Below are 24,932 nucleotides of genomic sequence, written 5' to 3' on the forward strand. Positions count from 1 at the left end.
AGGCAGATCCCATGGGTGTCTCCGAACCCTTCATCCGCCGTCCGATCGCGACCTCGCTGCTCGGCATCGCGCTGCTGATCGGCGGGCTGCTGGGCTATTTCGCGCTGCCGGTCTCGGCGCTGCCGCAGGTCGATTTCCCGACCGTGCAGGTGACGACGCAGCTTCCGGGCGCGAGCCCCGACGTGATCGCCTCGCTGATCACGGCGCCCTTGGAGCGGCAGCTCGGGCAGATCCCGTCGCTGTCGGCGATGAACTCGACCAGCTCGTTCGGCGTCAGCCAGATCTCGCTGCAGTTCGATCTCAACCGCGACATCGACGGTGCGACCCAGGACGTGCAGGCCGCGATCAACGCCGCGGCGGGCGTGCTGCCCAAGACGCTGCCGTATCCGCCGACCTACGCCAAGGTGAACCCCGCGGACGCGCCTGTCATGACGCTGGCGCTGCGCTCCGACACCATCTCGCTGCGGGCGATGAGCGACATCGCCGACACGCTTCTGGCGCAACGGCTGAGCCAGATCTCCGGCGTCGGACGGGTCTCGGTGCTCGGCGGGCTGAAACCGGCCGTGCGCATCCAGGCCGATCTGGCGCGGCTTGCCGCCTACGGCATCGCCATGGAAGATCTGCGCACCGCAATCGCCAATGCCAACGTCTCCGGGCCGAAAGGCTCGCTCGACGGCGCGCAGCAATCCTACATCATCGCGGCCAACGACCAGATCGCCGCCGCCGACGCCTACAAGCCCGTCATCATCGCCTACCGCAACGGCTCGCCGGTCACCATCGCCGACGTCGCGCAGATCGTCGATGGCCTCGAGAACGACCGCACCGGCGGCTGGTACCAGGGCACGCCCGCCGTCATAATCGACATCCAGCGCCAGCCCGGTGCCAACGTGATCGACGTCGTCAGCCAGATCCGCGCCGAAATCCCCAAAGTGCAGCGCGCGATCCCGGCCGGTGTGAACCTCACCATCGTGTCCGATCGCACCGTGACCATCCGCGCCTCGGTCCACGACGTGCAGTTCACGCTGGTCCTCAGTGTCGTGCTGGTGACGCTGGTGGTGCTGCTGTTCCTGCGCTCGCTGCGGGCGACCCTGATCGCCGGCGTGGCGCTGCCGCTGTCGCTGATCACCAGCTTCGGCATCATGTATTTCGCCGGCTTCAGCCTCGACAATTTGTCGCTTATGGCGCTCACGATCGGCACCGGCTTCGTGGTCGACGACGCCATCGTCATGATCGAGAATATCGTCCGCCACATGGAGAATGGCGACGGGCCGATGGAGGCCTCGCTGAAGGGCGCCAGCGAGATCGGCTTCACCGTGATCTCGCTGACGGTGTCGCTGATCGCGGTGTTCATCCCGCTGCTGTTCATGTCCGGCCTCGTCGGGCGCATGTTCCGCGAGTTCGCGCTGACCTTGACGATCGCGGTTGTGACCTCGGCCGTGGTCTCGCTGACGCTCACGCCGATGATGTGCTCGCGCCTGCTCAAGCATGCTCATGAGGAGCTGGCGGTGCCGGGCCTCGCCGCCATCAGCCGCTTCATCGACCGCACCGTCGAGGCCTATCACCGGACGCTGCTGGTGGTTTTGCAGCACCAGCGGACTACGCTGGTCGTGACCTTCGCCACGCTGATTGCGACCCTCGTCCTCTACGTCGTTGCCCCAAAAGGCTTCCTGCCGCTGCAGGACACCGCCTCGATCACGGCGGTGACGGAGGCCGGGCCGGACGTGTCGTTTGCCGAGATGCAGAAGCGGCAGGGCGAGGTCGCCGACACCATCAAGGCGGACCCTGACGTGGTCGGCGTGGTCTCGGTGATCGGCGCTGGCTCGGTCAATCCGACCACCAATGTCGGCCGTCTCGTCATGACCTTGAAGCCGCGCGGCGAGCGGCGGGACGATGTCAGCGTGGTCGTGACCCGGCTGAAGCAGCGGGTGGCGGGCATTCCCGGCATGACCGTCTATTTCCAGCCGGTGCAGGACGTGCAGATCTCGACCCAGTCGAGCCGCTCGCAATACCAGTACACGCTGACCGGCACCGATGCGGCGCTGGTGTCGGAATGGGCGCGCAAGCTGGTTACGGAGATGCGGCGCGATCCCCTGTTCCGCGACGTCTCCTCGGAGGCGCAGGAGGGCGGATTGCGGGCGCAACTCGACGTCGATCGCACCCGCGCTGGCCAGCTCGGCGTCAGCCTGCAAGGCATCACCGATACGCTCAACGACGCCTTCGCGCAGCGCCAGATCTCGACCATCTACGGCCAGGCCAACCAGTACCGCGTGGTGCTCGAGGCGCTGCCGATGTACCAGCGCGATCCCTCGATCCTTTCAAAACTCTATCTGCCGGGCGCCGCGAGCGCGACCGCCGGCGCGCCCAACGCCCAGGTGCCGCTGTCGGCCGTGGCGACGCTGAAGCGCACCACCGCGCCGCTCGCGATCTCGCACCAGGCGCAATTCCCGTCCGTGTCGCTCAGCTTCAACCTCGCGCCGGGCGCCGCGCTCGGCGATGCCGTCGACGCCGTCAAAGCGATCGAGACCCGGATCGAAATGCCCAACAGCATCGTCGGCGTCTATGCCGGCGATGCCGCCGAGTTCGCCAAGGCGCTGGCGGGACAACCCTGGCTGCTGCTCGCGGCCGTGATCACGATCTACATCGTGCTCGGCGTGCTCTATGAGAGCTACATCCACCCGATCACGATCCTGTCGACGCTGCCCTCGGCCGGCGTCGGGGCGATCCTGGCGCTGGTGCTGTGCGGGCAGGACCTCTCGGTGATCGGCCTGATCGGCATCATCCTGCTGATGGGCATCGTCAAGAAGAACGCGATCATGATGATCGACTTCGCGCTCGAGGCCGAACGCGGGCAGGGCATGTCGCCCAACGAGGCGATCGTGCAGGCCTGCCTGTTGCGCTTCCGTCCGATCATGATGACGACGCTGGCGGCGCTGTTCGGCGCCTTGCCGCTGGCGATCGAGAGCGGCACCGGCGCCGAGCTGCGCTTTCCGCTCGGCATCTCCATCATCGGCGGCCTGCTGCTCAGCCAATTGCTGACGCTCTACACCACGCCCGTGATCTACCTCGCGCTCGACCGCATCAACCGCCGCCTCGAGCAGGCGCTGCCGCCGGCCGAATCCGGCGGACCACCGGTCGCGGGCGCGACCGAGGGGATGCAGTGATGGCATCGATCTCGGAGCCCTTCATCCGCCGCCCGGTTGCCACCACGCTGCTGTCGATCGGGTTGTTCCTGCTGGGTGTGGTCGCCTACGATTTCCTTCCCGTCGCCTCGGTCCCGAACGTCGACTTTCCCGCCATCTTCGTCTCGGCCAGCCGGCCCGGCGCCGACCCGTCGGTGATGGCGGCCACGGTGGCTTCACCCCTGGAGCGGCGGCTCGGCGAGATCTCGGGCATCAACCAGATCACCTCGACCTCGACGCTCGGCAATACCAGCATCCAGCTCCAGTTCGACATCGGCCGCAACATCGACAAGGCCGCGCGCGACGTGCAGGCAGCGATCAACGCCGCGATGGTCGACTTGCCGAGCGACCTGCCGACGCTGCCGCGCTTCCGCAAGGCCAACACCGCCGGCGCGCCCGTCTTCGTGCTGGCGCTGACCTCCAAGACGCTATCCGCCAGCGCGATTTACGACGTCGCCGACACGGTGCTGGCGCAGCGCATCTCGCAGGTGCCTGGAGTCGGCGACGTCACGGTATCAGGCGCCGACCAGCCGGCCGTGCGGGTTCAGCTCAACCCCGTCGCGCTGTCGAACGCCGGCATCGCCACCGACGACGTCAGGACCGCGATCGTCAACGCCAACCCGCTCGGCCCCGTCGGCATCTTCAACGGCGAGCGCCAGAGCGAGACGCTGGCCCTCAACAAGCAGATGCGCACGGCGAAAGAGTTCCGCGACATCGTCATCAAGAGCGCCAACGGCAATTTCGTGCGGCTGTCCGACGTCGCCGACATCGAGGATTCCGTCCGCAACGCCCGCTCGATCGCCTGGTTCAACAAGCAGCCGGCGGTGCTGATCCAGATCACCAAGCAGGGCGATGCCAACGTCATCGATACCGTCGACAGGGTAAAGGCGCTGGTCCCCCAGCTGAAGCAGTGGATTCCGGCCGGCGTCGAGATCTCCACCCTGGTCGACCGCACCGGGACGATCCGCGCCAGCGTGCTTGACATGCAATGGACATTGCTGGCGACCGCGGTCCTGGTGATGGTCGTGGTGTTCGTGTTCCTGCGCAGGCTGACGCCGACGATCGCGGCCGGCATCTCGGTGCCGCTGGCGCTGGCCGGAACCTGCGCCGGCATGTGGGTCGCGGGCTTCTCGATCGACAATCTGTCGCTGATGGCGCTCGCGATCTCGGTCGGTTTCGTGGTCGACGACGCCATCGTCATGATCGAGAACATGTATCGCAATCTCGAGCACGGCATGCGGCCGCTTCGGGCGGCGCTGGAGGGCGCGAGGCAGATCGGCTTCACGGTGGTCTCGATCAGCCTGTCGCTGATCGCGGCGTTCACGCCGCTGATCTTCATGGACGGCATCGTCGGTCGCCTCTTGCGCGAATTCTCGCTGACGCTGACCTTCGCCATCCTGGTCTCGACGCTGGTGTCGCTGACGGTGACGCCGATGATCTGCGCCCATTACATCCGGCAGGCTACGTCCGGCACGGCGACGCTGTTCGACCGCATCATCGAGGGCTCGCTGACGCGCATCGTCGCCTTTTACGCCCGAACCTTGCGCACCGTGCTGGACTACCCGCTGGCGACGCTGCTGGTGTTCTTCGCCACCATCGGTCTCACCGTGACGCTCTACATCAAGGTCCCCAAGGGCTATTTCCCGACCGACGATTCCGGCTTCGTGATCGGAGCGACGCGCGCCTCGGCCGACATCTCGTTCCAGTCGATGCTCGGCCTGCAGCAGCGGCTCGCCGACATCGTGATGCAGGACCCGGCCGTGGCCGGCATCGGCTCGACCGTCGGCGCCGGAGGCGGGCCGGGGGGAGCGACCTCGAACCGCGGCGTCATGTATATCAGCCTGAAGCCGCCGGAGGAGCGCGACCACGTCTCGACGCAGGTCGTGATCGACCGTCTGAGGCGCGCGCTGTATCCCGTGCCCGGCATCCGCCTCTTCATGTTCGCCGCCCAGGACGTCCGCGCCGGCGGGCGGCAGAGCGATTCCGACTACCAGTACACGCTGACCAGCACCGACCTCGGTCTGCTGCAGAAATGGGCGCCGATCGTGGCCAAGCGCATGGAGAGCGTCGAGGGCATCACCGACATCTCCAGCGACCGCGATCCCGGCGGGCTTCAGCTCACGCTCGCGATCGACCGCCAGAAGGCCTCGGCGCTCGGCGTCAGGGTCCAGGATATCGATAATGCGCTGAACAACGCCTTTTCTCAGCGGCAGATCTCGATCATCTACACCCAGCGCAACCAGTACATGACCGTGTTGGAGATCGATCCGAAATTCCAGGTCGATCCCTCCAATCTCGAGCGCATCTACGTCGCCGGTGCGGGCGACGCGCAGGTGCCGCTGTCGGCCGTGGTGCACGCGACGCGTGGGTTGGCCGCGCTCGCGGTCTATCACTCGCAGTCGTTTCCCTCGACCACGGTGTCGTTCAACCTGCTGCCGGACGTGCAGCTTCAGGCGGCGACCCAGAACATCCAGCGCGCGGTCGAGGAGCTGCATATGCCCGAGGGCATCCGCGGCAGCTTCGACGGCAACGCCGGCGACTTCGCCAAGACCAGCGGCCGCCAGCCGCTGCTGATCCTCGGCGCGCTGGTGGCGATGTATATCGTGCTCGGGGTGCTCTATGAGAGCCTCGCCCATCCGCTCACGATCATCTCGACGCTGCCCTCGGCCGGGCTCGGTGCGCTGCTCGCCCTGCAGCTCACCAACACGCCGCTGACGGTGATCGCCTTCGTCGGCATCATCCTGTTGATCGGCATCGTCAAGAAGAACGGCATCATGATGGTGGATTTCGCGCTCGACGCCGAGCGCCAGCGCGGCCTGTCCTCGGCGGAGGCGATCTTCGAGGCCTGCCAGGCGCGCTTCCGCCCGATCCTGATGACGACCATGGCGGCGCTGTTCGCCGGCATTCCGCTCGTGGTCGCGACCGGCCCCGGCACCGAGCTGCGCCGTCCGCTCGGCATCACCATCATCGGCGGCCTGTTCGTCTCGCAGATCCTGACGCTCTACACCACGCCCGTGATCTACCTCTTGATCGACCGCCTGCGGCGGCGGTCGGAGCCGCGTCCGGTGCCTGCGCCGGCGGAATAGGTTGTTGAAGCGCCGCATCAAGCGTATAGCGGCGCCCATGTCGAACCCGCCAGATATTGCCGCCGCCGATCCGATCCCCGAGTGCCCGCATTGCCAGAAGCCGATGCCGCTGTGCATCTGCGACAGCGTCACGCCGATTGAAAAGAGCCGCCTCGGGCTCCTGATCCTGCAGCATCCGCAGGAGCAGGACAGGGCGCTCGGCACCGCGCGGCTGCTGGCCCGGCATTTTGCCGATGCCACGGTGCGGGTCGGCCTGTCCTGGCCGAGCCTGTCCAAGGCGCTGGGACGGCCGGTCGAGAACGCCTCGCATTGGGCCGTGCTCTATCTCGGCTCGGCCCGCGCCGCCGATCTCGAAGCGGAAGGCGAGATCGTCGCGCTCAACCGCAAGGGCGAGGTCGCGGAGAACCAGCGCGGAATCCTCGGCAAGCTCGAAGGAATCGTGCTGCTCGACGGCACCTGGAGCCAGGCCAAGGCGCTGTGGTGGCGCAATCCCTGGATGCTCAAATGCCAGCGCGTGATCCTCAACCCGGCGCATCCCTCGCGCTATGGGCGTCTGCGCAAGGAGCCGCGCAAGGACGGGCTCTCCACGATCGAGGCTGCGGCGACGATTCTCGCCGGGCTCGAGCGGCGTCCTGACATCGCCGAGACGCTGAATGCGAGCTTTGAACGCCTGTTAACACGCTACCGCGAGGTCCAGGCCGAGATGCCGGAATTGGCGCCCAAGCCTGCCCCGAAGGGCCGGCGCGACTTCCGGCGGCGCAAACGAGCCTGACTTCGGCCTAGTTCATCTGTACGGTCGATTGCACCGCGAGGGCCGGGCGTCTAGAGACGATCGGCCGACACCGGTTTCGATCTGCTCTCCTGTTGCGGCATCGGAGAGCGAGAACCTGAGGGGCAGTCGTATTCAGCTCGCAGCAAAGGAAATTCTGGCACAGGCGGCGCGGCCCGATCGTTGGGGCACGCTCGCGCTGATGGACATTTCGCTGCGCTACCGCAGGACCGTGATCGGCCCGCTCTGGATCACGCTGACGCTGGCCGCGACGATCGCAAGTGTCGGCACCGTCTATGCGGCGCTGTTCAGGCAGGACATCGCCACCTTCCTGCCGTCCTTCGCGGTCGGCCTGATCGTCTGGACCCTGATCGCCACGACGCTCCAGGAGGGCTCCAACATCTTCGTGGCGTCCGGCCATCTCATCAAGGCGGTGCCGGCGCCGCTGATCGTTCATATCCTCCAGATGATCGCGCGCAACGTCCTCATCTTCGCGCATCATTTGGTGATCGTCGTGCTGCTCTATGTCGTGATGCCCTGGCCGCTGCACTGGAGCATGCTGCTCGCGCTGCCCGGGTTTGCGATCCTGTTCCTCGCGCTGCTCGGCGGCTCGGTCGCACTCGGCATGCTCTGCGCGCGTTTTCGCGACATTGGTTCGGCGATCGTCAGCGGCCTGCAATTCGTCTTCTTTCTCACGCCGATCATCTGGACCGAGGACAGCGCGCGCGGCACCGCGTTTCACTGGCTGACGCGGGTCAATCCGTTCGCGACGCTGCTCGATCTGGTGCGGCGGCCTCTGTTGTCGCAGCCGACCGATGCGGAGCAATGGCTGTTAGGGGCCCTCTATGCGATCGTCGTGGCCGTCATCGGCCTCGGCTGCTACGCAAAATACCGCCATCGCGTGGCGTATTGGCTGTGATGCGCATGACCACCACGGCCCACATCGTGCTACGCGACGTCTCGGTCACGTTTCCGGTGCTGTCGTTTCGCGACCGCTCGCTGCGCAGCCGGTTCGTCGGCGCCGTGACGCTGCGCCGGAAGGCGGCGGTCTCGCACCTCGTCAAGGCATTGAACGAGGTCAGCCTCGATATCCGCGCCGGCGACCGCCTCGCCATCATCGGCGCCAATGGTGCCGGCAAGACCACGCTGCTGCGGGTTCTCGCCGGCATCTATCATCCGACGGCGGGCAGCATCGACGTGCGCGGCCGCTGCCTGTCGCTGTTCGATTTGCAGGCCGGCTTCGACGAGGAAGCGACCGGTTACGAGAACATCATGCGGCGCGGGCTCGTGATCGGCGCGCGCCGCGCCGAGATCGACGCGCGGCGGGCGGAGATTGCCGAGTTCACCGAGCTCGGCGACCGGCTCGACCTGCCGCTGCGCACCTATTCCAGCGGCATGATGCTGCGCCTGATCTTCGCGGTCGCAACCGCGGTCGAGGGCGAGATCGTGCTGCTCGACGAATGGATCGGCGTCGGCGACCAGCAATTCCGCAAGAAGGCGCGGCAGCGATTGGATGAGATCCTGGTGCTCGCCTCGCATGACATCGAGCTGATCCAGAGCACCTGCAACCGGGCGATCCTGCTGGAGCAGGGGAAGATCATCGCGGCCGGCGCAACCGATACGATTCTCGCGCAATATCTGGCGGGGTCCGGCGGGAAGAAGGCGTAGCGGTTCGAAGGTCCCCCTGACGGGGCGGCCTCCAGCCAAAATCGGACGAAGGCGGTTGCCTAAACCCTTCATCCCCTATATTGCTCCGGCCTTACGGGGCCACGTGGCGGAGTGGTTACGCAACGGTCTGCAAAACCGTGTACACCAGTTCAATTCTGGTCGTGGCCTCCATCATATCCCTCTGATCTCCCAGCATAATTCGATTTCGCCGCCGGCGCCGCTGATGCTGCGCGCAACGTTCTGCCGACGTGAGAGGCGGATCGATCACCGGGTTTGTCCGGAGCTCGCTGGAACCCCCGATTCACGCCCGTTGGCATAGACTTCGCATCTGCGAAGTGATGCGACCGACATCAACGAGCGCTGGAGCACCCGTGGGCGACATCGTCCGATTTGTCCCGAAATCCGAGCTGGAGCGGGCCCGCCTCATCCGCGAGGCCCGTGCGATCTATGACAGCATCTTTCCATCGGCCGCACCCGACCGGGCGCCGCAGGATGGCGAGGAACGCGTCAAGACCTGATCGGCGCGCCACCCGATTTCCGGCGACGGCAAAACGCCCGCGAAAGCGGGCGCTACGGCTCACCGTGAAAGCAGCCCTCAGCAGGCTGCGTACCATCCGTCGGGGAACGGCAGGAGGGGCCAGGCGCCCTCGTTGTCATTGGCGGCTTTGGGCGTCGCGTCAAAACTCCACGAGCGGGGCACGAACTCCTCCTCCGGCGCGGGAGCAAAGTCTTCAATGACCATGGCGTCCCGGACGGCATCCAGCAACAAGTTGAATTCGGCTTCGCTTCTCATCGCACCCTCGCAGAACGCGGACGGCGCAATGTCGCAAAGCCGGTTTGTTACCCGGTTGAGCGGATCGTTCGCATTTTAACGATCCGGCGATCGGGTCCCGATTGGTTAGCGGTTTGTAAAAAATCCCCTGGGAAACTCTAGGTTCCTCCGCCGCGCCGGCAATGTGAAAGAGATCACATCCTCGGCGGTTTATTTCTCCTACCCCTTCGCATACCGGCCCGATGCAGGCTGGAGCGGGCACGGCGGAACGGGAGACTGGTCATGAAGGCGAGGTTCTTGCGGTTTGCGGGTGTGAAGAGCCGGGCGCGCCGCGCCTCCACGGTCGGGCTGTTCCTGACGCTGTTTGCTTCCGCCGCCCACGCGCAGGGGACAGCCGAACAGCGCCGGGCCTGCACGCCCGACGTCTACCGGCTCTGCGCCGGCGAAATCCCCAACGTCCGCGCCATCACGGCGTGCCTGCGGCGCAACCGCTCGAGCCTGAGCGAAGCCTGCCGCAGCGTGTTCGATCAGGCCGGCGGCTGAGGACCTGTGGATTTGTGCGCAGCAAGTGGCTCGCGCCGGCTGACGAATTCGCGATGGCGGTCCTGTGGATATGCTGCGGACAGCCTGTGGATCAACGGGGGCCGCAGCTCCCGTCACCCGGATGGGATCGCAGCGCAATCCGGCTCCTAGCCTACAAGCGGTTGCGCTGCCCGACGGGCAAAACACGCTAGCCGTGGGGCAAGACGCGCAGGCGAAAATATTCGCCTTTACAGAATTTCGGCTTTGTCGCATTGTCCCGCCACCTCACCCCGGTCAGAGGGGCGTATCGCGATCGTCACGAAACGTGGGGTGAGCTGCGGTGGACGTGGGTCACATCGGCGCGAAGGGTTTTGCAGGGCGGAGCGCCGTGAGCAAAGACCTCGCGCACACGACCGGTGTGATCGGCGTACGGCAAAATCGTGTCGTCCTGGCGCCCGGGGTCTGTGCGCCAAGTCTTGCGGTGATGTGTATTGCTCAACCGGGCAAGCGCATCAGCCATCCGCAAGGCGACGGGGGCGATAGTGCAACGCTCCCCGGGGAGAGCACGACATAAGCCGTCAAACCACTGCGCAGGGAAGGCCGGGTTGTCCTGGCTACACCTGTATGCCGCTGTGCAGCTTCTTGTCACGCAGGTTTCGCACAGTGGACCGCGGGTGCCAGCCGGCACCCGGTCTTCCCTGCGCCCTCTGACAAAGAGGGCGATGAGATGAGCAAAGCTCGGGCAGAGTGAGCCGCGAGGATGCGGATCTGTGTCTGCGTTACACATTGCAAGTTGGTGGAGCGAGGCGTTGCGTGGGGGAGCGCTTAGTCTCGCGTGCCCCGGACGCTGCGCAGCGTCTCCCCGGCGATGCGAAGCATCGTCCGGTTCGACGGTGCGCTGCAGAGCCGGGACCCATGCATCAGCAAGGTGCGCGGCTTCCCGGGGCCCGGCTCTGCGCCGCAACGCTGACGGCTGCAGCTTGTCCGGGACACGAAGGCTGCGCGAGCCGCAACCGGCTTGCCGAACCCTCCCTGCATTTCGTTTCAAATTGCAACCCGCGCGTGCAAGAAGTCTTGATCGGGTGTGATCTAGGGGTGAACGCCCGGCTTGAACGTGGGTCCCTGGCACAACGACTAATAAGTAGCGTGCATGAGGGTCAGGGAAACGTGATTGCGCCTCCTCTTTCTAAAGCACCAAAATGGTGCTTTAGTGCTTTCCATGAGCCAGTCGCCCCGAAACGCGCCGTCCGCGCTGCGTTACAGGCTTGCCCCTGATTCGGCCGCCAAGGCCGCGCTGGAGGCGACGTTCAGGGCTTATGACCGCATGATGGAGATCCTCGATGAGGTCGCGCGGAGCCACAATGTCGGCTCCAATGTCGTCCTGCTGCATGCCCACGCCTATGACCCGATCCGCAAACAGACCGCGCTGCCTTCGCGCCTGGTGACGCTGGGCCTGCGTGACCGCGCCGAGTATCGCGCGGCACAGGGCCGCCGTCTGCCGCTCGACGACAAGCTCGCCAAGATCAAGGGGCCGGCCACCATCTCGATTGCGACCGTCGAGGGACGCTTCAGCGTGCCCTTCGACTATGCCGGCTATGCCGAGGGCTGGGGGCAAAGCGTGCCCGCGCGCCTCATCCGCACCGACGACGGCTTTGAAGTTCACTACGGCGTCACGCCGAACAATCTGCCAGAGGAGGAGAACGCCATGGATACCATCGCTGCCGCTCCCGAAAACTTCCTGTCCCGGGTCGGGCGCCTGATCGCCGGGATCGCCTATGACGCGATCGAGCAGGCGGAAGGCAAGAACAAGCTGAAAGTGGTCGGGCAGGCCATCCGCGAGATCGAGCGGGCCGAGAGCGAAGCGCGCGACGGGCTGGCCGCTGCGCGTGCCGAGGAGTATCGCCTCAACGCGCGCCGTACCGAGATCGAACGCGAGATGGCCGATCTCGCCCCCAAGATCGAGGGCGCGATCGCTGACAGCCGCGACGATCTCGCCCGCGCCGGCATCGCGCGGCAGATGGATCTGGAGGCGCAGTTCGATGTGCTCTCCCGGGCCATCGACGAGAACAACGAGAAGATCGAGCAATGCATCACCTCGCTGCGCGCGGTGCTGTCTGCGCTCCAGGACGCCGAGCAGCGCCGTGCCGATCTCGAAAAGAGCGAGGCGGCGGTAATCCATCAGGCCTCGACGTCATCCCGAAAACAGGGCGGCGGCTCTGCGGCAGCGAAGGCGCTGCGGGCGGGCAGGGCGGTGGCACGCGCCACCGGCGTGCCGCCGGGTATTCCCTATTCGAGCGACATCGACGAGCTCAGCACGCTGCATCGCGACAAGGAAATTGCGGCGAGGCTCGCGCGATTGAAGTCGCGCTCCTGAGTACCGTGTCATGAGCGCTCTGCTCGAACACGTCATGTCGCCGGAGGTCAGGCCGTTCGCGATCGCGGCGGCCATGATCCTCATCGTCGGCTCGATCGAAGTGGTCTCGATGCTGGTCGGGGCTTCCTTGAGCGAAATGCTCGGCACCAACATCGATTTCGCTCACCCCAGCGACAATGGCGTGATCAACGCCATTTCCTGGATCAATGTCGGCGGCGTGCCGCTTCTGATCTTCCTGCTGCTGCTGCTCGGCGCCTTCTCCATCACCGGCTTCCTGATCCAGGACATCGCGCGAATGGTTGCGGGGCCCTTGCCGGCAACGCTCGCCTCGGTCGGGGCCGTCGCGGTCTCGGTTCCGCTGGTCCGCGCTGCCAGCAGGGCGATCGCGCGGGCCATTCCCAGGGATGAAAGCTATGCCGTTGGCCTCGGGGATCTCGTCGGCCGCATCGGTGAGGTCGTCATCGGCCCGCTCGACCAGGGGCCGCCCGGGCGCGTCAGCGTCGCCGACGTCCACGGCAACCGCCATTTCGTCTGGGCGGTTGCGGCGCCGGCGTCATCGCCCCTGCCACAGGGAACCATGGTCCTGCTGGTCGACCGCGACGGCACCCGCTTCGTGGCGGTCAAGGCCGACGATGAACTCAAACCTTCCAAGCCCACTCTAAACAGCTAGCAAGTCATCATCGGAGAACATCATGTTCGACATCGCAGTCCCGGCCATGATCGGCGTCGCGCTGATCGTCGTCCTGGGGATCGTCTTCACCATCCTCTACAAGCGCGCCACCCGCGACGAGGCTTTCGTGCGCACCGGCCTCGGCGGCAAGAAGGTCGTGCTGGACGGCGGCGCCATGATCCTGCCGATCTTCCACTCCTATGCCAGCGTCAATCTGAAGACGCTGCGGCTCACCGTGGAACGCAAGGAGCGGGAATCCCTCATCACCAAGGACCGGCTGCGCGTCGACATCGTCGCCGAATTCTACGTGCGCGTCCGTCCCGACGATGAGAGTATCGCGCTTGCAAGCCAGACGCTGGGCGCGCTGACCAATGACGCCGAGGCCCTGCGCAACCAGGTCGAGGCGAAATTCGTCGACGGCCTGCGCTCGGTGGCGGCGACCATGTCCATTTTGGAGCTGCAGGAAAAGCGCAGCGATTTCGTCAAGCACGTGCAGGCCACGGTCGAGTCCGACGTCAAGTCGAACGGCCTCGAGCTCGAATCGGTGTCATTGACAAAACTCGACCAGACCGACGTCAAGTTCTTCAACCCGGAGAACTTCTTCGACGCCGAAGGTCTCACCCAGCTCAAGACCGTCACCGAGACGCGCCGGCGCGACCGCAACGCCATCGTGCGCGACAACGAGGTGGCGATCGCCCAGAAGGACCTCGAGGCGCGGCAGCAGACCCTCGGCATCGAGCGCACCAAGAAGGAAGCCGAGCTGTCGCAGGAGCGCGACATCGCCAACAAGACCGCGAGCACCCGCGCCGAGGTCGCAACCGCGACGCAGACCGCGCGCCTGACCGAGGAGAATGCCCGCATCGATACCGACCGTGCCGTTGCCGAGAAGGAAGCCGGCGCCAAGCAGGTCAAGGAAACCGCGGTGATCGAATCGGATCTGGCGATCAACAAGCGCAAGACCGACGCCCAGCGCGAGATCCAGATCGCGACCCAGGAGAACGAGATCCAGATCGCCTCCAAGAGCAAGCAGACCTCTGAAGCCGTCGCCGAGGCCAAGACCGCCGAAGCGATCGCGGTCTCCGCGGAGGAAAAAGTCGTGACCGCACGCGCGGTCGAGGTCGCCGATCGCGCCCGTCTCACCCAGGTGCTGGCCGCGCGGACCGAGGCCGAGCGCAAATCGACGGAGCTGATCGTCGCGGCCGAAGCCGAGAAGAAGGCCTCGCTCGATCGCGCCGAGGCCGTGAAGACGCTGGCCACGGCCGAAGCCGAGTCCAACAAGATCAAGGCCGTCGGCGTGCGCAACATCGGTGAGGCGGAAGCTGCCGTCATCACCATGAAGAACGAGGCGCAGAACAAGCTCGGCAGCAACGTCATCGACTTCGAGATCGCCAAGAAGCGGATCGAGACGATGCCGTCGGCGCTGGCCGAGATGGTCAAGCCGATCGCCAACCTCAAGGACGTCCGTATCCTGCACACCGGCGGCGCCTTCGGCGGCAACGGCGCCGGTGGAGGCAATGTCGGCTTCGGCGAGGGACTCGCCGGCGAACTCCTCAAGGTGCATGCGCTGCGTCCGATGATCGACGAGATCCTGCGCCAGAGCGGCTTTGCGCCCGACGACGATCCCGTGAAGGCGCTGGTCGGCGCCGTGACGGGGAAGAGCAACGGCGCCGCCGTGCCGGCTCCGGCACCGGAGAAGACGAACACCGCCGATCTATGAATGCCCGTTCATTGCTGCGGAGAATTCGAATCGATAAACAGGCTGAGCGCGTCTCGCGTCGCGCAACGTGCCGGAGTGACGATCGATCGTCTTGAACCTTTCGATCGCACTCCGGACGAACCTTCCAAGGCAACGACATTGGTTGCCGCGGCGCCTGCGCCGATCGACGCCAGGCGCTGAAGCCTGTTTCGATCGGGGAATTTCATATGAAATATTTTCTGTCTGGACTGATCGCGATCGGCCTTTCGATCGCCGCCATGCCCTCGTTCGCGGCCGATGCCCGCAACGTCACCGTCGTCAACGAGACCGGCTATGCCATCAAATTCCTGGGCTTCAACGCGCCGGACGATGGCCTGGACGAATGGGACAATGAACTCGAGAAGGTTTTGCAGAACCAGGCCAGCACCTATGTCGAGTTCGACGAGGACGACGAGGGCTGCGTCTGGAACATCCGCGTCGACTGGCAGAACTACGACGAAGCCGTGCTCTGGAAAAACGTCAACCTCTGCAAGATGACCGCGCTTCGGCTGCGCTACGATCCCGGCACCAAGACCACCTCGTTCCTCGCCGAGTAGCGTTTGGCCGACACGGCCCGGAGGAGGGGGCGTCCCAGCCTTCCTCCGGCGCATTGCGGATGATGACGAATTCGTCCTTTGCAAGCGCAAGCGGCTTTGTTATACGCAGCCGCGCGCGAACGACTGGTTCGCCTTTTCCTCGGTAGCTCAGCGGTAGAGCATCCGACTGTTAATCGGATGGTCGCTGGTTCGAATCCAGCCCGGGGAGCCAAATTCTGCCGCAGATTCAATGATTTATGGCCGCGCCCTCATGTAGCGCGCGACGTCGTTGTCTTGCTCTCTGAGCCGCGCATCCATAGATTCTTGCCCGGAATCATCCTCAAGCAGATGTGTGCACGGGCGCCGTCACGCCATGCGGGTGGCGCCAAATCGACTCAATTGAAATCGAGCCTCGGGTTTGCCGGATCTCAACGGAGCTGATTCCCATGCCAGACATCCAGGTCGACCATATGGCCCCCTCGATTCTGCCGGCCGACATTCCCGAGCTCAGCGACGACGAATGCCTCGCCTGTCTGGCGCGTGCGGTCGAGACGCCCGATTCGGCGCGGCTGGACGAAGTCGCCGCTCTCATCGGCCGCCTCGCGGTGGCCATCGAATAATCCGTCCCGACCCTGATGCGGTAACATGCGGATGCCCTAGCTGCGCAGGCTAACGGCCGTGTTGCGTTTTGGCCGTGCATGCTCCAAAGATGCCGCGAATTTCGTCCGCGGCATCGTCCGCCTTGCAGGGTCCGCAAATGTCCGGTTTCTCGACCGCGCGCCTCAAAATGGTCGATGGCCAGGTGCGCACCAATGACGTCACCGATCGTCGTGTTCTCGATGCCATGCTCACGGTTCCACGCGAGGCCTTCGTGCCGGCCGACCGGCAGGCGCTGGCCTATCTCGATCTCGATCTCGACGTGAGCGAAGGCGCTGCCAAGCGGTTCCTGATCAAGCCGCAGCTGACCGGCAAGCTGCTCCAGGCCGCCGAGATCGGCGAGGGCGACAACGTGCTGGTGGTCGGTTGCGCCACGGGTTACCTCGCCGCGCTGACCGCCAAGCTGGCCGGCCAGGTCACCGCCACCGAATGCGATTCGGCTTTGGCCGCGAAAGCCAAGGCCGCCCTGAACCTTGCCAACGTCACCTGCAAGGCTGCGGCCTGCGCCGACGGCGATCCGTCCGCCGCTCCCTATGACGTGATCATCCTCAATGGCGCGACTGAGGTGACCCCGGAAGCGCTGCTCGGGCAGCTGAAGGAGGGCGGGCGTCTGGTGGGGGTGTCGGCCGAATCCAGGCCGCCGCGCGCCATAATCGTGACCCATACCCATGGTGAATTCGGCCATCGGGCCCTGTTCGACGCTGCCGCTCCGGTCCTTCCCGGGCTGGAGCGGGCGGCCGCCTTCGTCTTCTGACGCCCAAAACGCGATAAAATCCCGTTCTGAATCAGAAGTGTGGCCGGGATGCTGCACGTGAAGAGTTTCCACCGAGAACTACCCTCAGGTAGTTCCGTCGCGCTTGACCGCGTCTTATGTTGCGGCGGGGCAACGACTCCACTCGTAGACGGTAACCCAGCTCGCGGGCACGAGCCGGGCGTTAGAATGAACGGAATTTTTGGGATGCATGGGGTGAAGCTCTTCACCGGAGCTGCGGTTTCGGTCCTGCTGCTCGCGCTTGCCGGGCCGACGCCTGCCTTGGCGGACACGATCGAGTCCGCGCTGGTGCGCGCCTATCAGAACAATCCACAGCTCAACGCACAGCGCGCCCAGGTGCGCTCGACCGATGAAAACGTGCCGCAGGCGCTGTCGGGATATCGCCCGAAGGTCTCGCTGACGGCGAGCGGGGGCATTCAGTACTCGGACTTCAAAAGTGCCACCAACAGCGATCCGATTAACGGTAAGGGCTATCCCCGAAGCGTGGGACTGACTGCCACCCAGACGCTCTACAACGGCAACCAGACCGCCAACAGAACGCGCGCCGCGGAGAGTCAGGTTTCCGGCTCCCGCGAAGCGTTGCGCAGCCTCGATCAAACCGTGCTGCTCCAGGCCGCCACGACCTACATGGACTATCTGCGCGACGCGGCGACGCTCGAAGTCCAGCGCAGCAACGTGCGCGTGCTCGAGCAGACGCTCAAGCAGACCCGTGATCGCTTCAATGTCGGCGAGGTGACGCGCACCGACGTTGCGCAATCGGAAGCACAGCTGGCGGCTGGCAGGACGCAGGCCCTGACCGCGGAAGCAAATCTCACCACGACGCGCGCGAACTTCCGTCGCATCATCGGCAACGAGCCGACGAATCTGGCACCCGGCTCGCCGGTGGATCGCTTCCTGCCTGCGACGCTCGCTGCCGCGGTCGAGCTCGGCCTCGTCGAGCATCCGAACGTCACGGCCGCGATGTTCGGCATTGACGTCAATTTCTTGCAGGTCAAGGTTGCCGAGGGCGCTCTGCTGCCCACGGTCACCCTGCAGGCGGGCGTGACCCAGGCCTACGAACAATCTTTGATTCAGTACCGCTCGCTCAGCGCTTCCGCGCTCGCGCAGATCTCGGTGCCGATCTATCAGGGTGGTTCCGAATATTCGCTGATCCGCCAGTCCAAGGAAAACCTGGCGCAGCAACGTCTCAACCTCGAAAACACGCGGGATCAGACCCGCGCGACCGTCGTGCAGTGGTGGGGTTCGCTGCAGGCCGGCAAGGCGCAGGTGCAATCGGCGCAAGCGCAGGTGACGGCGTCCGAGATCGCGCTGAACGGCGTGCGTGAAGAGGCAAAGGCCGGTCAGCGCACCACGCTCGACGTGCTCAACGCGCAGCAAGCGCTGGTCAATGCGCGCGTCGCGCTCGTGACCGCGCAGCACGACCGTGTCGTCGCATCGTACAACGTCCTCGCCGCCGTCGGCCGTCTGGCGCCGCAGGTCCTCGGCCTTGGGACGACGGTTTATGATCCTAGCGTTCACTACCATCAGGTCCGCGATAGCTGGGCCGGCGTGCGTACGCCTGACGGGCGCTGATTCCCGTACTCGTCCGGTCGGCCTCGTGAATTGCCGAGGCCGACCGGCGCTTTGCTTGCAATCACCAAAATCCCTGACATAGCCTTTCCAAGACGATGCGGGTCGATTCGCCTCGCAGTGATGCCGTATGCGTAAAGCTTGAGTGCCGGGGGCAGGGGCGCACCGCTGCACGTTGAGCCGTGATCTGGGGACAAGTCGGGCTGCCGCGACGAAAATGTCGGGCCACCCATCCGGAACCGGCCAATCCTGTCGTGCTTGGTGTAAAACAACGCATGCGAGGGCGTTGATGATGTGGAGTCGGAGATGACGCAGCCTGCAAAGGTCACAGAACCCTCGATGGAGGAGATTCTGGCCTCGATCCGGCGCATCATTGCCGACGATGAGGCCAAGCCGCCGCCGGCTGAGGCTGCAAAGCCGGCGCCAGCTCCTGCAGCGCCCGCACCCAAGCCGCAGGCGATGAACGACATTCCGCCCTCCAAGGTTGCCCCTGCCAAGCCTGCCGCTGAAAAGCCCGCGCCACCCCCTGCCGCAAAGCCAGCACCGGCCCCACCGCCTGCACCTGCGGCGGATGCATCCAATAACCAGGACGATATCGACGCGCTGCTGGCGGGGCTCGATGCGGCAACACCTGCGCCGGAGGTCCGCGAGCCTGAGCCGGAGCCCGAGCCTGAGCCCGACGTGCTCGAATTGACCGACGAGATGGCGATGGACCCGACGCCGCCTCCGCCGCCGCCGAGCTTCCGCAAGGTCGAGCCGCGCGACGACCTCGAATTCGCCGAATCGCCGCCGCCGCGTCCGACCCCGCCGCCGTCCTACGCGCCGGTGGACTTCGATGCCCCGCCGCTGCCGCCGCAGCAGCCCATGCTCGCGCAGTCGACGGTCTCGGCGGTCGAATCCGCCTTCAACTCCCTGGCCCATACGGTGCTCAGCAGCAATGCACGGACGCTGGAGGATCTGGTCAAGGAGATGCTGCGTCCGATGCTGAAATCCTGGCTCGACGACAATTTGCCGGGGCTCGTTGAACGCATCGTGAAGGCCGAAATCGAGCGGGTCTCGCGCGGTGGCCGCTGAGACGGTCGTGCGGCCCCGATAAAGCCCTGCTCCTGTGGCATATTCGGTCTGCGGACCGGGCTGGAAAGCCTTTGCCGCTGAGCTTCCCGTTGACTTGACCCGCACACGCGGCTTTCTAACAGCCCCATGATCGAGAAAAATTACCAGCCCGCCGATATCGAAGCCCGCATGTCCGTGGTGTGGGAGGACAGCCTTGCCTTCAAGGCCGGCCGCCCCGACCGCCGCGACGCCGTGCCCTTTACCATCGTGATCCCGCCGCCGAACGTGACGGGCTCGCTGCACATGGGCCACGCCCTCAACAACACGCTGCAGGACATCCTGTGCCGGTTCGAGCGCATGCGCGGCCGCGACGTGCTGTGGCAGCCCGGCACGGACCATGCCGGCATCGCCACCCAGATGGTGGTCGAGCGGCAACTGATGGAGCGCCAGCAGCCCGGCCGCCGCGAGATGGGCCGCGAGAAATTCCTGGAGCGGGTCTGGCAGTGGAAGGCCGAGAGCGGCGACACCATCATCAACCAGCTCAAGCGGCTCGGCGCCTCCTGCGACTGGTCGCGCGAACGCTTCACCATGGACGAGGGCCTGTCGAAGGCCGTCATCAAGGTGTTCGTCGAGCTGCACCGCGACGGCCTGATCTACAAGGACAAGCGGCTGGTGAACTGGGACACCAAGCTGCTGACCGCGATCTCCGATCTCGAAGTGCAGCAGACCGAGGTGAAGGGCCATCTCTGGTATCTGCGCTATCCGATCGAGGGCAAGACATTCAGCCCTGAGGATCCCTCGAGCTTCATCGTCGTCGCCACCACGCGCCCCGAGACCATGCTCGGCGATACCGGCGTTGCCGTGCATCCCGAGGACGAGCGCTACCTGAAGCTGGTCGGCAAGAACGTGATCCTGCCGCTGGTCGGCCGCAAGATCGCGATCGTCGCCGACGATTATTCCGATCCCGAGAAGGGCTCGGGCGCGGTCAAGGTGACGCCGGCGCACGACTTCAACGACTTCGAGGTCGGCAATCGCCACGGCCTGCGCCGGATCAGCGTGATCGACAGGGAAGGCTGTCTCGATCTCGTCGACAACGAGGATTATCTGCGCGACCTGCCGGAAGGCGCCGGACAATTCGCCGAGGAATTCCACAAGGTCGACCGCTTCGCCGCGCGCAAGCGCATCGTCGAGCGGCTGGAATCGTTCGGCTTCGTCGAGCGGATCGAGCCGCACACCCACATGGTCCCGCACGGCGATCGCTCCAACAGCGTGATCGAGCCGTATTTGACTGACCAGTGGTACGTCGACGCCAAGACGCTGGCAAAGCCCGCGATCGCGGCGGTGCGTTCGGGCGAGACGTCGTTCGTGCCGAAAAACTGGGAAAAGACCTATTTCGAGTGGATGGAGAACATCCAGCCCTGGTGCATCTCGCGCCAGCTCTGGTGGGGCCATCAGATCCCGGCCTGGTACGGCCCCGATGGCAAGGTGTTCGTCGCCGAGACCGAGGAGGAGGCCGTCAGCCACGCGCTCGGCTACTACGTCGAGCAGGAAGTCATCACGGCCGAGCAGGGCCGCGAGATGGCGCTCGAGCGCAACAAGCGCGAGGGCTTCATCACGCGCGACGAGGACGTGCTCGACACCTGGTTCTCCTCGGCGCTGTGGCCGTTCTCGACGCTCGGCTGGCCCGAGGATGCGCCCGAGGTGCAGCGCTATTACCCGACCAATGCGCTGGTGACCGGCTTCGACATCATCTTCTTCTGGGTCGCCCGCATGATGATGATGGGCCTGCACTTCATGAAGGAGGTGCCGTTCTCGACCATCTACATCCACGCCCTCGTCCGCGACGAGAAGGGCGCCAAGATGTCGAAGTCGAAGGGCAACGTCATCGATCCGCTCAACTTGATCGACGAATACGGCGCCGACGCGCTGCGCTTCACGCTGGCCGCGATGGCGGCGCAGGGCCGCGACATCAAGCTCGCGACCAGCCGCGTCGAAGGCTACCGCAATTTCGCGACCAAGCTCTGGAATGCTTCGCGGTTCGCCGAGATGAACCATTGCGCCGTGCCCGAGGGTTTCGAGCCGGCGAAGGCCAAGGAGACGCTGAACCGCTGGATCGCGCATGAGAGCGCGCACACCACGCGTGAGGTGACCGAGGCGATCGAGGCCTATCGCTTCAACGATGCCGCCGGCGCGATCTATCGCTTCGTCTGGAACGTCTATTGCGACTGGTATGTCGAGCTCGCCAAGCCCGTGCTGCTGGGCCCCGACAGCCCCGCCAAGGACGAGACCCGCGCCATGGTCGCCTGGGCGCGCGACGAGATCCTGAAGCTGCTGCACCCCTTCATGCCTTTCATCACAGAAGAGCTGTGGGAGGTGACGGCCAAGCGCGACGGTCTGCTCGCATTGGCGCAATGGCCGCTGAAGCCGGCCGAGCCGACCCCGGAGCAGCTCGCAATCCTCGCCGCAGCGGCCGGACCGACCGAACCGCTGATGTCGCCGATGCTGGTCATGCCGATCTTCGACCACGCGGACTTCACCGATCCCAAGGCGGAAGCCGAGATCGGCTGGGTGATCGACCTGATCACGCAGATCCGTTCGGTGCGTGCCGAGATGAACATTCCGCCGGCGACGCTGACGGCGCTGGTGCTCGTCGGCGCTTCCGCCGAAACCAGGGAGCGCGCGCCGCGCTGGACCGACGTCATCAAGCGCATGGCGCGGCTGTCGGACATCTCCTTCGCCGATCGCGCGCCCGACGGAGCGGTTCAGCTGCTCGTCCGCGGCGAGGTGGCCGCGCTGCCGCTCAAGGGCGTGATCGACGTCGCCGCCGAGCGCACGCGTCTCGACAAGGAGATCGGCAAGGCCGACGCCGACATCAAGCGCGCCGAGTCCAAGCTCGCGAACGAAAAATTCGTCGCCAACGCGGCCGAGGAGGTCGTCGAGGAGGAGCGCGAAAAGCGCGAGACCGCGCTGGCGCGCAAGGCCAAGCTGCTCGAGGCGCTGGAGCGGCTGAAGCAGGCGTCCTGAGAACGCTATTTCGGGAACGGCTTGCTCAAAAACTTCGAGCCCCTGACGCCATAGCGCCAGGGCAGCTCGACGGCCTTGGTGATGCCGATCCGGATGCCGGCAACCACCTCCAACTCCTCGGTCCTCGCATGCAGCGCGATCGGAGACCGGTCCAGCGGCAGCGTGTTGTGCGCGATGGTGATGCCGAGCGCCTCGGTCAGCTTGCCCGGACCCGAGCACAGCGCGTGCGCATCCTGGAGGTGACGCCGGCGGCGCATGACGGCGATCCCGTGCGTCGGCTCCAGCGCGCGGATCAGCACGGCGCTGGCCGAGCCTTCCTCCTCGCAGACGAAGTTCACGCACCAGTGGATGCCGTAGGAGCGATAGACATAGGCATAGCCGGGCGGGCCGAACATCACCTGGTTCCGCGGCGTCGGCCCGTTGTAGGAGTGCGCCGCCGGCTCGGTATGATGATAGGCCTCGACCTCGACAATGAGGCCGCCGACGCCGTCGACCAGCATGGTGGCACCGATCAGGTCCCGGGCGACCTCGCGGACGTCGCGGTTGAAAAAGGCCCGCTTCAGAACCTTGCCGAGCCGCGGTGTGGAAGTCTTCGATACTGGAGCCATTCGAGGTGAGAATCGCCTGAGAACAGAGCAAGATATTGCCCATATCTGCCATGTTCCCTGAAGCGGCGCGAGCCGGGTTGCGATGCGTGGCGAGACCGACTAGGTAGGACCTGAACAGACCGGACACCCCATGGTCGTTATTGTCGATACCATCACGAACCCGCTGCGCCCGCGCCACCCCGAAAAGGTGAATCGCCCTGACTCCGCTTCGCCGCCGAAGCCGGACTGGATCCGCGTGCGCGCGCCCAATACCCGCGGCTACGGCGAGACCCGCAACATCGTGCGCGCCAACGGCCTGCACACGGTGTGCGAGGAAGCGGGCTGCCCGAACATCGGCGAGTGCTGGGACAAAAAGCACGCCACCTTCATGATCATGGGTGACACCTGCACCCGCGCCTGCGCCTTCTGCAACGTCAAGACCGGCCTGCCCAATGCGCTGGATGCAGCCGAGCCTGAGAACGTCGCCGAGGCGACCGCCAAGCTCGGCCTTGCCCATGTCGTCATCACCTCCGTGGACCGCGACGATCTCGCTGACGGCGGCGCCGAGCATTTTGCCCAGACCATCCGCGCGATCCGGGCGGCGTGCCCCTCGACCACGATCGAGATCCTGACGCCGGACTTCCTGCGCAAGGAGGGGGCGCTCGAGGTGGTCGTTGCCGCCAAGCCCGACGTCTTCAACCACAATCTCGAGACCGTGCCGTCGCGCTATCTCACGGTGCGGCCGGGCGCGCGCTATTTCCATTCGATCCGGCTGTTGCAGCGGGTCAAGGAGCTCGATCCCACCATCTTCACCAAGTCCGGCATCATGGTCGGCCTCGGCGAGGAGCGCCACGAGGTGCAGCAGGTGATGGACGATCTGCGCTCCGCCGAGGTCGATTTCCTGACCATCGGCCAGTACCTGCAGCCGACCCGCAAGCACCACGCCGTGATGCGCTACGTGCCGCCGGACGAGTTCGCCTCTTACGAGAAGGTCGCCTACACCAAGGGCTTCCTGATGGTGTCGGCGAGCCCGCTCACCCGCTCGTCGCATCATGCCGGCGAGGATTTTGCGAGACTGAGGGCCGCGCGGGCCGCAACCGCCCGCTGAACCGCCATGCCCAAATTTTCGAGCAAGCGCCGTGTCAATCACAGCGCCTCCGAGATGTTCGATCTGGTCGCCGACGTCGAGCGCTACCCGGAATTCGTGCCGCTCTGCAGCGCGCTGAAGGTGCGCCAGCGCATGGCCAAGCCTGATGGCACCGAGGTGCTGGTCGCCGACATGACGGTCTCGTTCAAGCTGGTCAAGGAATCCTTCACCAGCCGCGTGAGCCTCGACCGCGCCAATCAGAAGATCCTGGTCGAATATCTCCAAGGTCCTTTCAGCAACCTGGAAAACCGCTGGACGTTCGAGCCCAAAGGTGAGGGCGTTTGCGACGTCGGTTTCTTCCTGTCTTACGAATTCAAGAGCCGCATGCTGGCGCTGCTGATGGGCTCGATGTTCGACGCCGCCTTCGCGCGGTTTTCGAGCGCGTTCGAAAAGCGCGCGGATGCGATCTACGGCCGGCCGAAGCTGGCGTCGTCGTAGGTAACTCTCGTGTCCCGGACGCGCTGCAACGCCCTCGGCGTTGCTGCGCAGAGCCCGGGACCCACGCCGCCCGAACGCCTCGGAGAGATGGGCCCCGGCTCTGCAGCGCACCGCTGAAGCTGCGCTGCGTCCGGGGCACGAGAGCCATCCTCAATCCACCGCCTTCACCACATCAGGCGGCTGCGAGGCGTAGTACGCCGCGGCCTGCTCGATCTCCTGCGGCGTCATTCCGCGGGCGATGTTGCGCATCTGCTGGCTGATGTCGTTGCGCCGTTCACCGGAGGCGAAGGCGTGAAGCTGCGCCTTCATGTAGGCTTCGGACTGTCCCTCTAGCCACGGGCTGCCGGTCTTGTTGTCGAGGCTGCCATGGCAGG

20 protein-coding genes, 2 tRNA genes and 1 pseudogene are annotated in these 24,932 nt (G+C 65.4%); 20 read left to right on the top strand and 3 right to left on the bottom strand.

The features are described 5' to 3' along the window. Positions 1 to 11 precede the first annotated feature (11 nt). The 7 genes and pseudogenes from IC66_RS0104065 to IC66_RS47565 all read left to right on the top strand — a co-directional run bounded on the left by IC66_RS0104065 (position 12) and on the right by IC66_RS47565 (position 9,220). Complete coding sequence (locus IC66_RS0104065) at positions 12 to 3,161, top strand: efflux RND transporter permease subunit (RefSeq protein WP_038946732.1); 3,150 nt, start codon at positions 12 to 14, stop codon at positions 3,159 to 3,161. Beyond that, entirely contained in the window at positions 3,161 to 6,265 is a 3,105-nt protein-coding gene (locus IC66_RS0104070; protein WP_038946733.1) for an efflux RND transporter permease subunit, read from the top strand. Before IC66_RS0104065 ends, IC66_RS0104070 begins: the two co-directional genes overlap by 1 nt. A 37-nt stretch (positions 6,266 to 6,302) precedes the next feature. Further along, positions 6,303 to 7,037: a tRNA-uridine aminocarboxypropyltransferase gene (locus tag IC66_RS0104075; RefSeq protein ID WP_028144704.1), complete on the top strand. Its 735-nt coding sequence runs from the start codon at positions 6,303 to 6,305 to the stop codon at positions 7,035 to 7,037. A gap of 199 nt (positions 7,038 to 7,236) precedes the next feature. After that, positions 7,237 to 7,953: an ABC transporter permease gene (locus IC66_RS0104080; protein WP_028144703.1), complete on the top strand. Its 717-nt coding sequence runs from the start codon at positions 7,237 to 7,239 to the stop codon at positions 7,951 to 7,953. Positions 7,954 to 8,114: 161 nt separating this feature from the next. Further along, a pseudogene (locus IC66_RS0104085) lies at positions 8,115 to 8,702 on the top strand (ABC transporter ATP-binding protein); the annotation flags it as partial. Between the two features lie 97 nt (positions 8,703 to 8,799). Continuing rightward, positions 8,800 to 8,873, top strand: a tRNA-Cys gene (locus tag IC66_RS0104090). Between the two features lie 200 nt (positions 8,874 to 9,073). Next, positions 9,074 to 9,220 carry a hypothetical protein gene (locus tag IC66_RS47565; protein ID WP_162832223.1) on the top strand — a complete coding sequence of 49 codons (147 nt, stop codon included), beginning with the start codon at positions 9,074 to 9,076 and terminating at the stop codon, positions 9,218 to 9,220. A 77-nt stretch (positions 9,221 to 9,297) separates the two neighbouring features. On the opposite strand, the gene IC66_RS0104100 is transcribed toward IC66_RS47565, so the two are convergent. Continuing rightward, complete coding sequence (locus IC66_RS0104100; protein ID WP_028144701.1) at positions 9,298 to 9,495, bottom strand: hypothetical protein; 198 nt, start codon at positions 9,493 to 9,495, stop codon at positions 9,298 to 9,300. Between the two features lie 261 nt (positions 9,496 to 9,756). On the opposite strand from IC66_RS0104100, the gene IC66_RS0104105 reads away from it, so the two are divergent. The 11 genes from IC66_RS0104105 to IC66_RS0104155 all read left to right on the top strand — a co-directional run bounded on the left by IC66_RS0104105 (position 9,757) and on the right by IC66_RS0104155 (position 22,386). Continuing rightward, a complete protein-coding gene (locus IC66_RS0104105) occupies positions 9,757 to 10,017 on the top strand; it encodes a hypothetical protein (protein WP_015686208.1) in 261 nt (86 codons plus the stop codon). A 1,189-nt stretch (positions 10,018 to 11,206) separates the two neighbouring features. Continuing rightward, positions 11,207 to 12,370 carry a PspA/IM30 family protein gene (locus tag IC66_RS0104110; protein WP_028144700.1) on the top strand — a complete coding sequence of 388 codons (1,164 nt, stop codon included), beginning with the start codon at positions 11,207 to 11,209 and terminating at the stop codon, positions 12,368 to 12,370. A gap of 10 nt (positions 12,371 to 12,380) precedes the next feature. Then, positions 12,381 to 13,040 (top strand): OB-fold-containig protein, encoded by a 660-nt coding sequence (locus IC66_RS0104115; protein ID WP_028144699.1) that lies wholly within the window; start codon positions 12,381 to 12,383, stop codon positions 13,038 to 13,040. A gap of 22 nt (positions 13,041 to 13,062) precedes the next feature. Beyond that, entirely contained in the window at positions 13,063 to 14,757 is a 1,695-nt protein-coding gene (locus tag IC66_RS0104120; protein WP_028144698.1) for a flotillin family protein, read from the top strand. Positions 14,758 to 14,963: 206 nt separating this feature from the next. Beyond that, positions 14,964 to 15,332 carry a hypothetical protein gene (locus IC66_RS0104125; protein ID WP_028144697.1) on the top strand — a complete coding sequence of 123 codons (369 nt, stop codon included), beginning with the start codon at positions 14,964 to 14,966 and terminating at the stop codon, positions 15,330 to 15,332. A 136-nt stretch (positions 15,333 to 15,468) separates the two neighbouring features. Next, positions 15,469 to 15,543: transfer RNA gene (locus tag IC66_RS0104130), tRNA-Asn, on the top strand. A 214-nt stretch (positions 15,544 to 15,757) separates the two neighbouring features. After that, positions 15,758 to 15,931, top strand: coding sequence for a hypothetical protein (locus IC66_RS47570; RefSeq protein WP_018320416.1), 174 nt, complete (start codon positions 15,758 to 15,760; stop codon positions 15,929 to 15,931). 137 nt (positions 15,932 to 16,068) lie between these two features. Next, the gene (locus tag IC66_RS0104140) at positions 16,069 to 16,722 is read left to right on the top strand and encodes a protein-L-isoaspartate O-methyltransferase family protein (RefSeq protein ID WP_038946736.1); all 654 of its coding nucleotides are present in this window, start codon (positions 16,069 to 16,071) and stop codon (positions 16,720 to 16,722) included. Between the two features lie 204 nt (positions 16,723 to 16,926). After that, entirely contained in the window at positions 16,927 to 18,312 is a 1,386-nt protein-coding gene (locus IC66_RS0104145) for a TolC family outer membrane protein (protein WP_028144695.1), read from the top strand. A gap of 303 nt (positions 18,313 to 18,615) precedes the next feature. Next, a complete protein-coding gene (locus tag IC66_RS0104150) occupies positions 18,616 to 19,383 on the top strand; it encodes a PopZ family protein (protein WP_038946737.1) in 768 nt (255 codons plus the stop codon). Positions 19,384 to 19,509: 126 nt separating this feature from the next. Then, positions 19,510 to 22,386 carry a valine--tRNA ligase gene (locus tag IC66_RS0104155; RefSeq protein WP_038946738.1) on the top strand — a complete coding sequence of 959 codons (2,877 nt, stop codon included), beginning with the start codon at positions 19,510 to 19,512 and terminating at the stop codon, positions 22,384 to 22,386. A 5-nt stretch (positions 22,387 to 22,391) separates the two neighbouring features. On the opposite strand, the gene IC66_RS0104160 is transcribed toward IC66_RS0104155, so the two are convergent. After that, the gene (locus tag IC66_RS0104160; protein WP_038946739.1) at positions 22,392 to 22,994 is read right to left on the bottom strand and encodes a DNA-3-methyladenine glycosylase; all 603 of its coding nucleotides are present in this window, start codon (positions 22,992 to 22,994) and stop codon (positions 22,392 to 22,394) included. Positions 22,995 to 23,124: 130 nt separating this feature from the next. On the opposite strand from IC66_RS0104160, the gene lipA reads away from it, so the two are divergent. Further along, on the top strand, positions 23,125 to 24,081 hold the full coding sequence (gene lipA / locus IC66_RS0104165) for a lipoyl synthase (RefSeq protein WP_028144691.1): 957 nt from the start codon (positions 23,125 to 23,127) through the stop codon (positions 24,079 to 24,081). A gap of 6 nt (positions 24,082 to 24,087) precedes the next feature. Beyond that, a complete protein-coding gene (locus IC66_RS0104170) occupies positions 24,088 to 24,558 on the top strand; it encodes a type II toxin-antitoxin system RatA family toxin (RefSeq protein ID WP_028144690.1) in 471 nt (156 codons plus the stop codon). 150 nt (positions 24,559 to 24,708) lie between these two features. Here IC66_RS0104170 and IC66_RS0104175 read toward each other — a convergent pair. Then, positions 24,709 to 24,932 (bottom strand): cytochrome c (locus tag IC66_RS0104175; protein WP_038946740.1); only part of this gene is annotated, 224 nt, incomplete at its 5' end.

The sequence above is a fragment of the Bradyrhizobium genomosp. III genome, assembly GCF_000261705.1.
Taxonomy (GTDB): Bacteria; Pseudomonadota; Alphaproteobacteria; order Rhizobiales; family Xanthobacteraceae; genus Bradyrhizobium; species Bradyrhizobium ottawaense.

Coding starts and splice junctions, on each gene's coding strand:
- IC66_RS0104115 (WP_028144699.1), top strand. CDS start 12,381: ATGAGCGCTCTGCTCGAACACGTCATGTCGCCGGAGGTCAGGCCGTTC.
- lipA (WP_028144691.1), top strand. CDS start 23,125: ATGGTCGTTATTGTCGATACCATCACGAACCCGCTGCGCCCGCGCCAC.
- IC66_RS0104065 (WP_038946732.1), top strand. CDS start 12: ATGGGTGTCTCCGAACCCTTCATCCGCCGTCCGATCGCGACCTCGCTG.
- IC66_RS0104140 (WP_038946736.1), top strand. CDS start 16,069: ATGTCCGGTTTCTCGACCGCGCGCCTCAAAATGGTCGATGGCCAGGTG.
- IC66_RS0104080 (WP_028144703.1), top strand. CDS start 7,237: ATGGACATTTCGCTGCGCTACCGCAGGACCGTGATCGGCCCGCTCTGG.
- IC66_RS0104170 (WP_028144690.1), top strand. CDS start 24,088: ATGCCCAAATTTTCGAGCAAGCGCCGTGTCAATCACAGCGCCTCCGAG.
- IC66_RS0104070 (WP_038946733.1), top strand. CDS start 3,161: ATGGCATCGATCTCGGAGCCCTTCATCCGCCGCCCGGTTGCCACCACG.
- IC66_RS0104100 (WP_028144701.1), bottom strand. CDS start 9,495: ATGAGAAGCGAAGCCGAATTCAACTTGTTGCTGGATGCCGTCCGGGAC.
- IC66_RS0104105 (WP_015686208.1), top strand. CDS start 9,757: ATGAAGGCGAGGTTCTTGCGGTTTGCGGGTGTGAAGAGCCGGGCGCGC.
- IC66_RS0104160 (WP_038946739.1), bottom strand. CDS start 22,994: ATGGCTCCAGTATCGAAGACTTCCACACCGCGGCTCGGCAAGGTTCTG.
- IC66_RS0104120 (WP_028144698.1), top strand. CDS start 13,063: ATGTTCGACATCGCAGTCCCGGCCATGATCGGCGTCGCGCTGATCGTC.
- IC66_RS0104155 (WP_038946738.1), top strand. CDS start 19,510: ATGATCGAGAAAAATTACCAGCCCGCCGATATCGAAGCCCGCATGTCC.
- IC66_RS0104150 (WP_038946737.1), top strand. CDS start 18,616: ATGACGCAGCCTGCAAAGGTCACAGAACCCTCGATGGAGGAGATTCTG.
- IC66_RS0104075 (WP_028144704.1), top strand. CDS start 6,303: ATGTCGAACCCGCCAGATATTGCCGCCGCCGATCCGATCCCCGAGTGC.
- IC66_RS0104145 (WP_028144695.1), top strand. CDS start 16,927: ATGCATGGGGTGAAGCTCTTCACCGGAGCTGCGGTTTCGGTCCTGCTG.
- IC66_RS0104125 (WP_028144697.1), top strand. CDS start 14,964: ATGAAATATTTTCTGTCTGGACTGATCGCGATCGGCCTTTCGATCGCC.
- IC66_RS47570 (WP_018320416.1), top strand. CDS start 15,758: ATGCCAGACATCCAGGTCGACCATATGGCCCCCTCGATTCTGCCGGCC.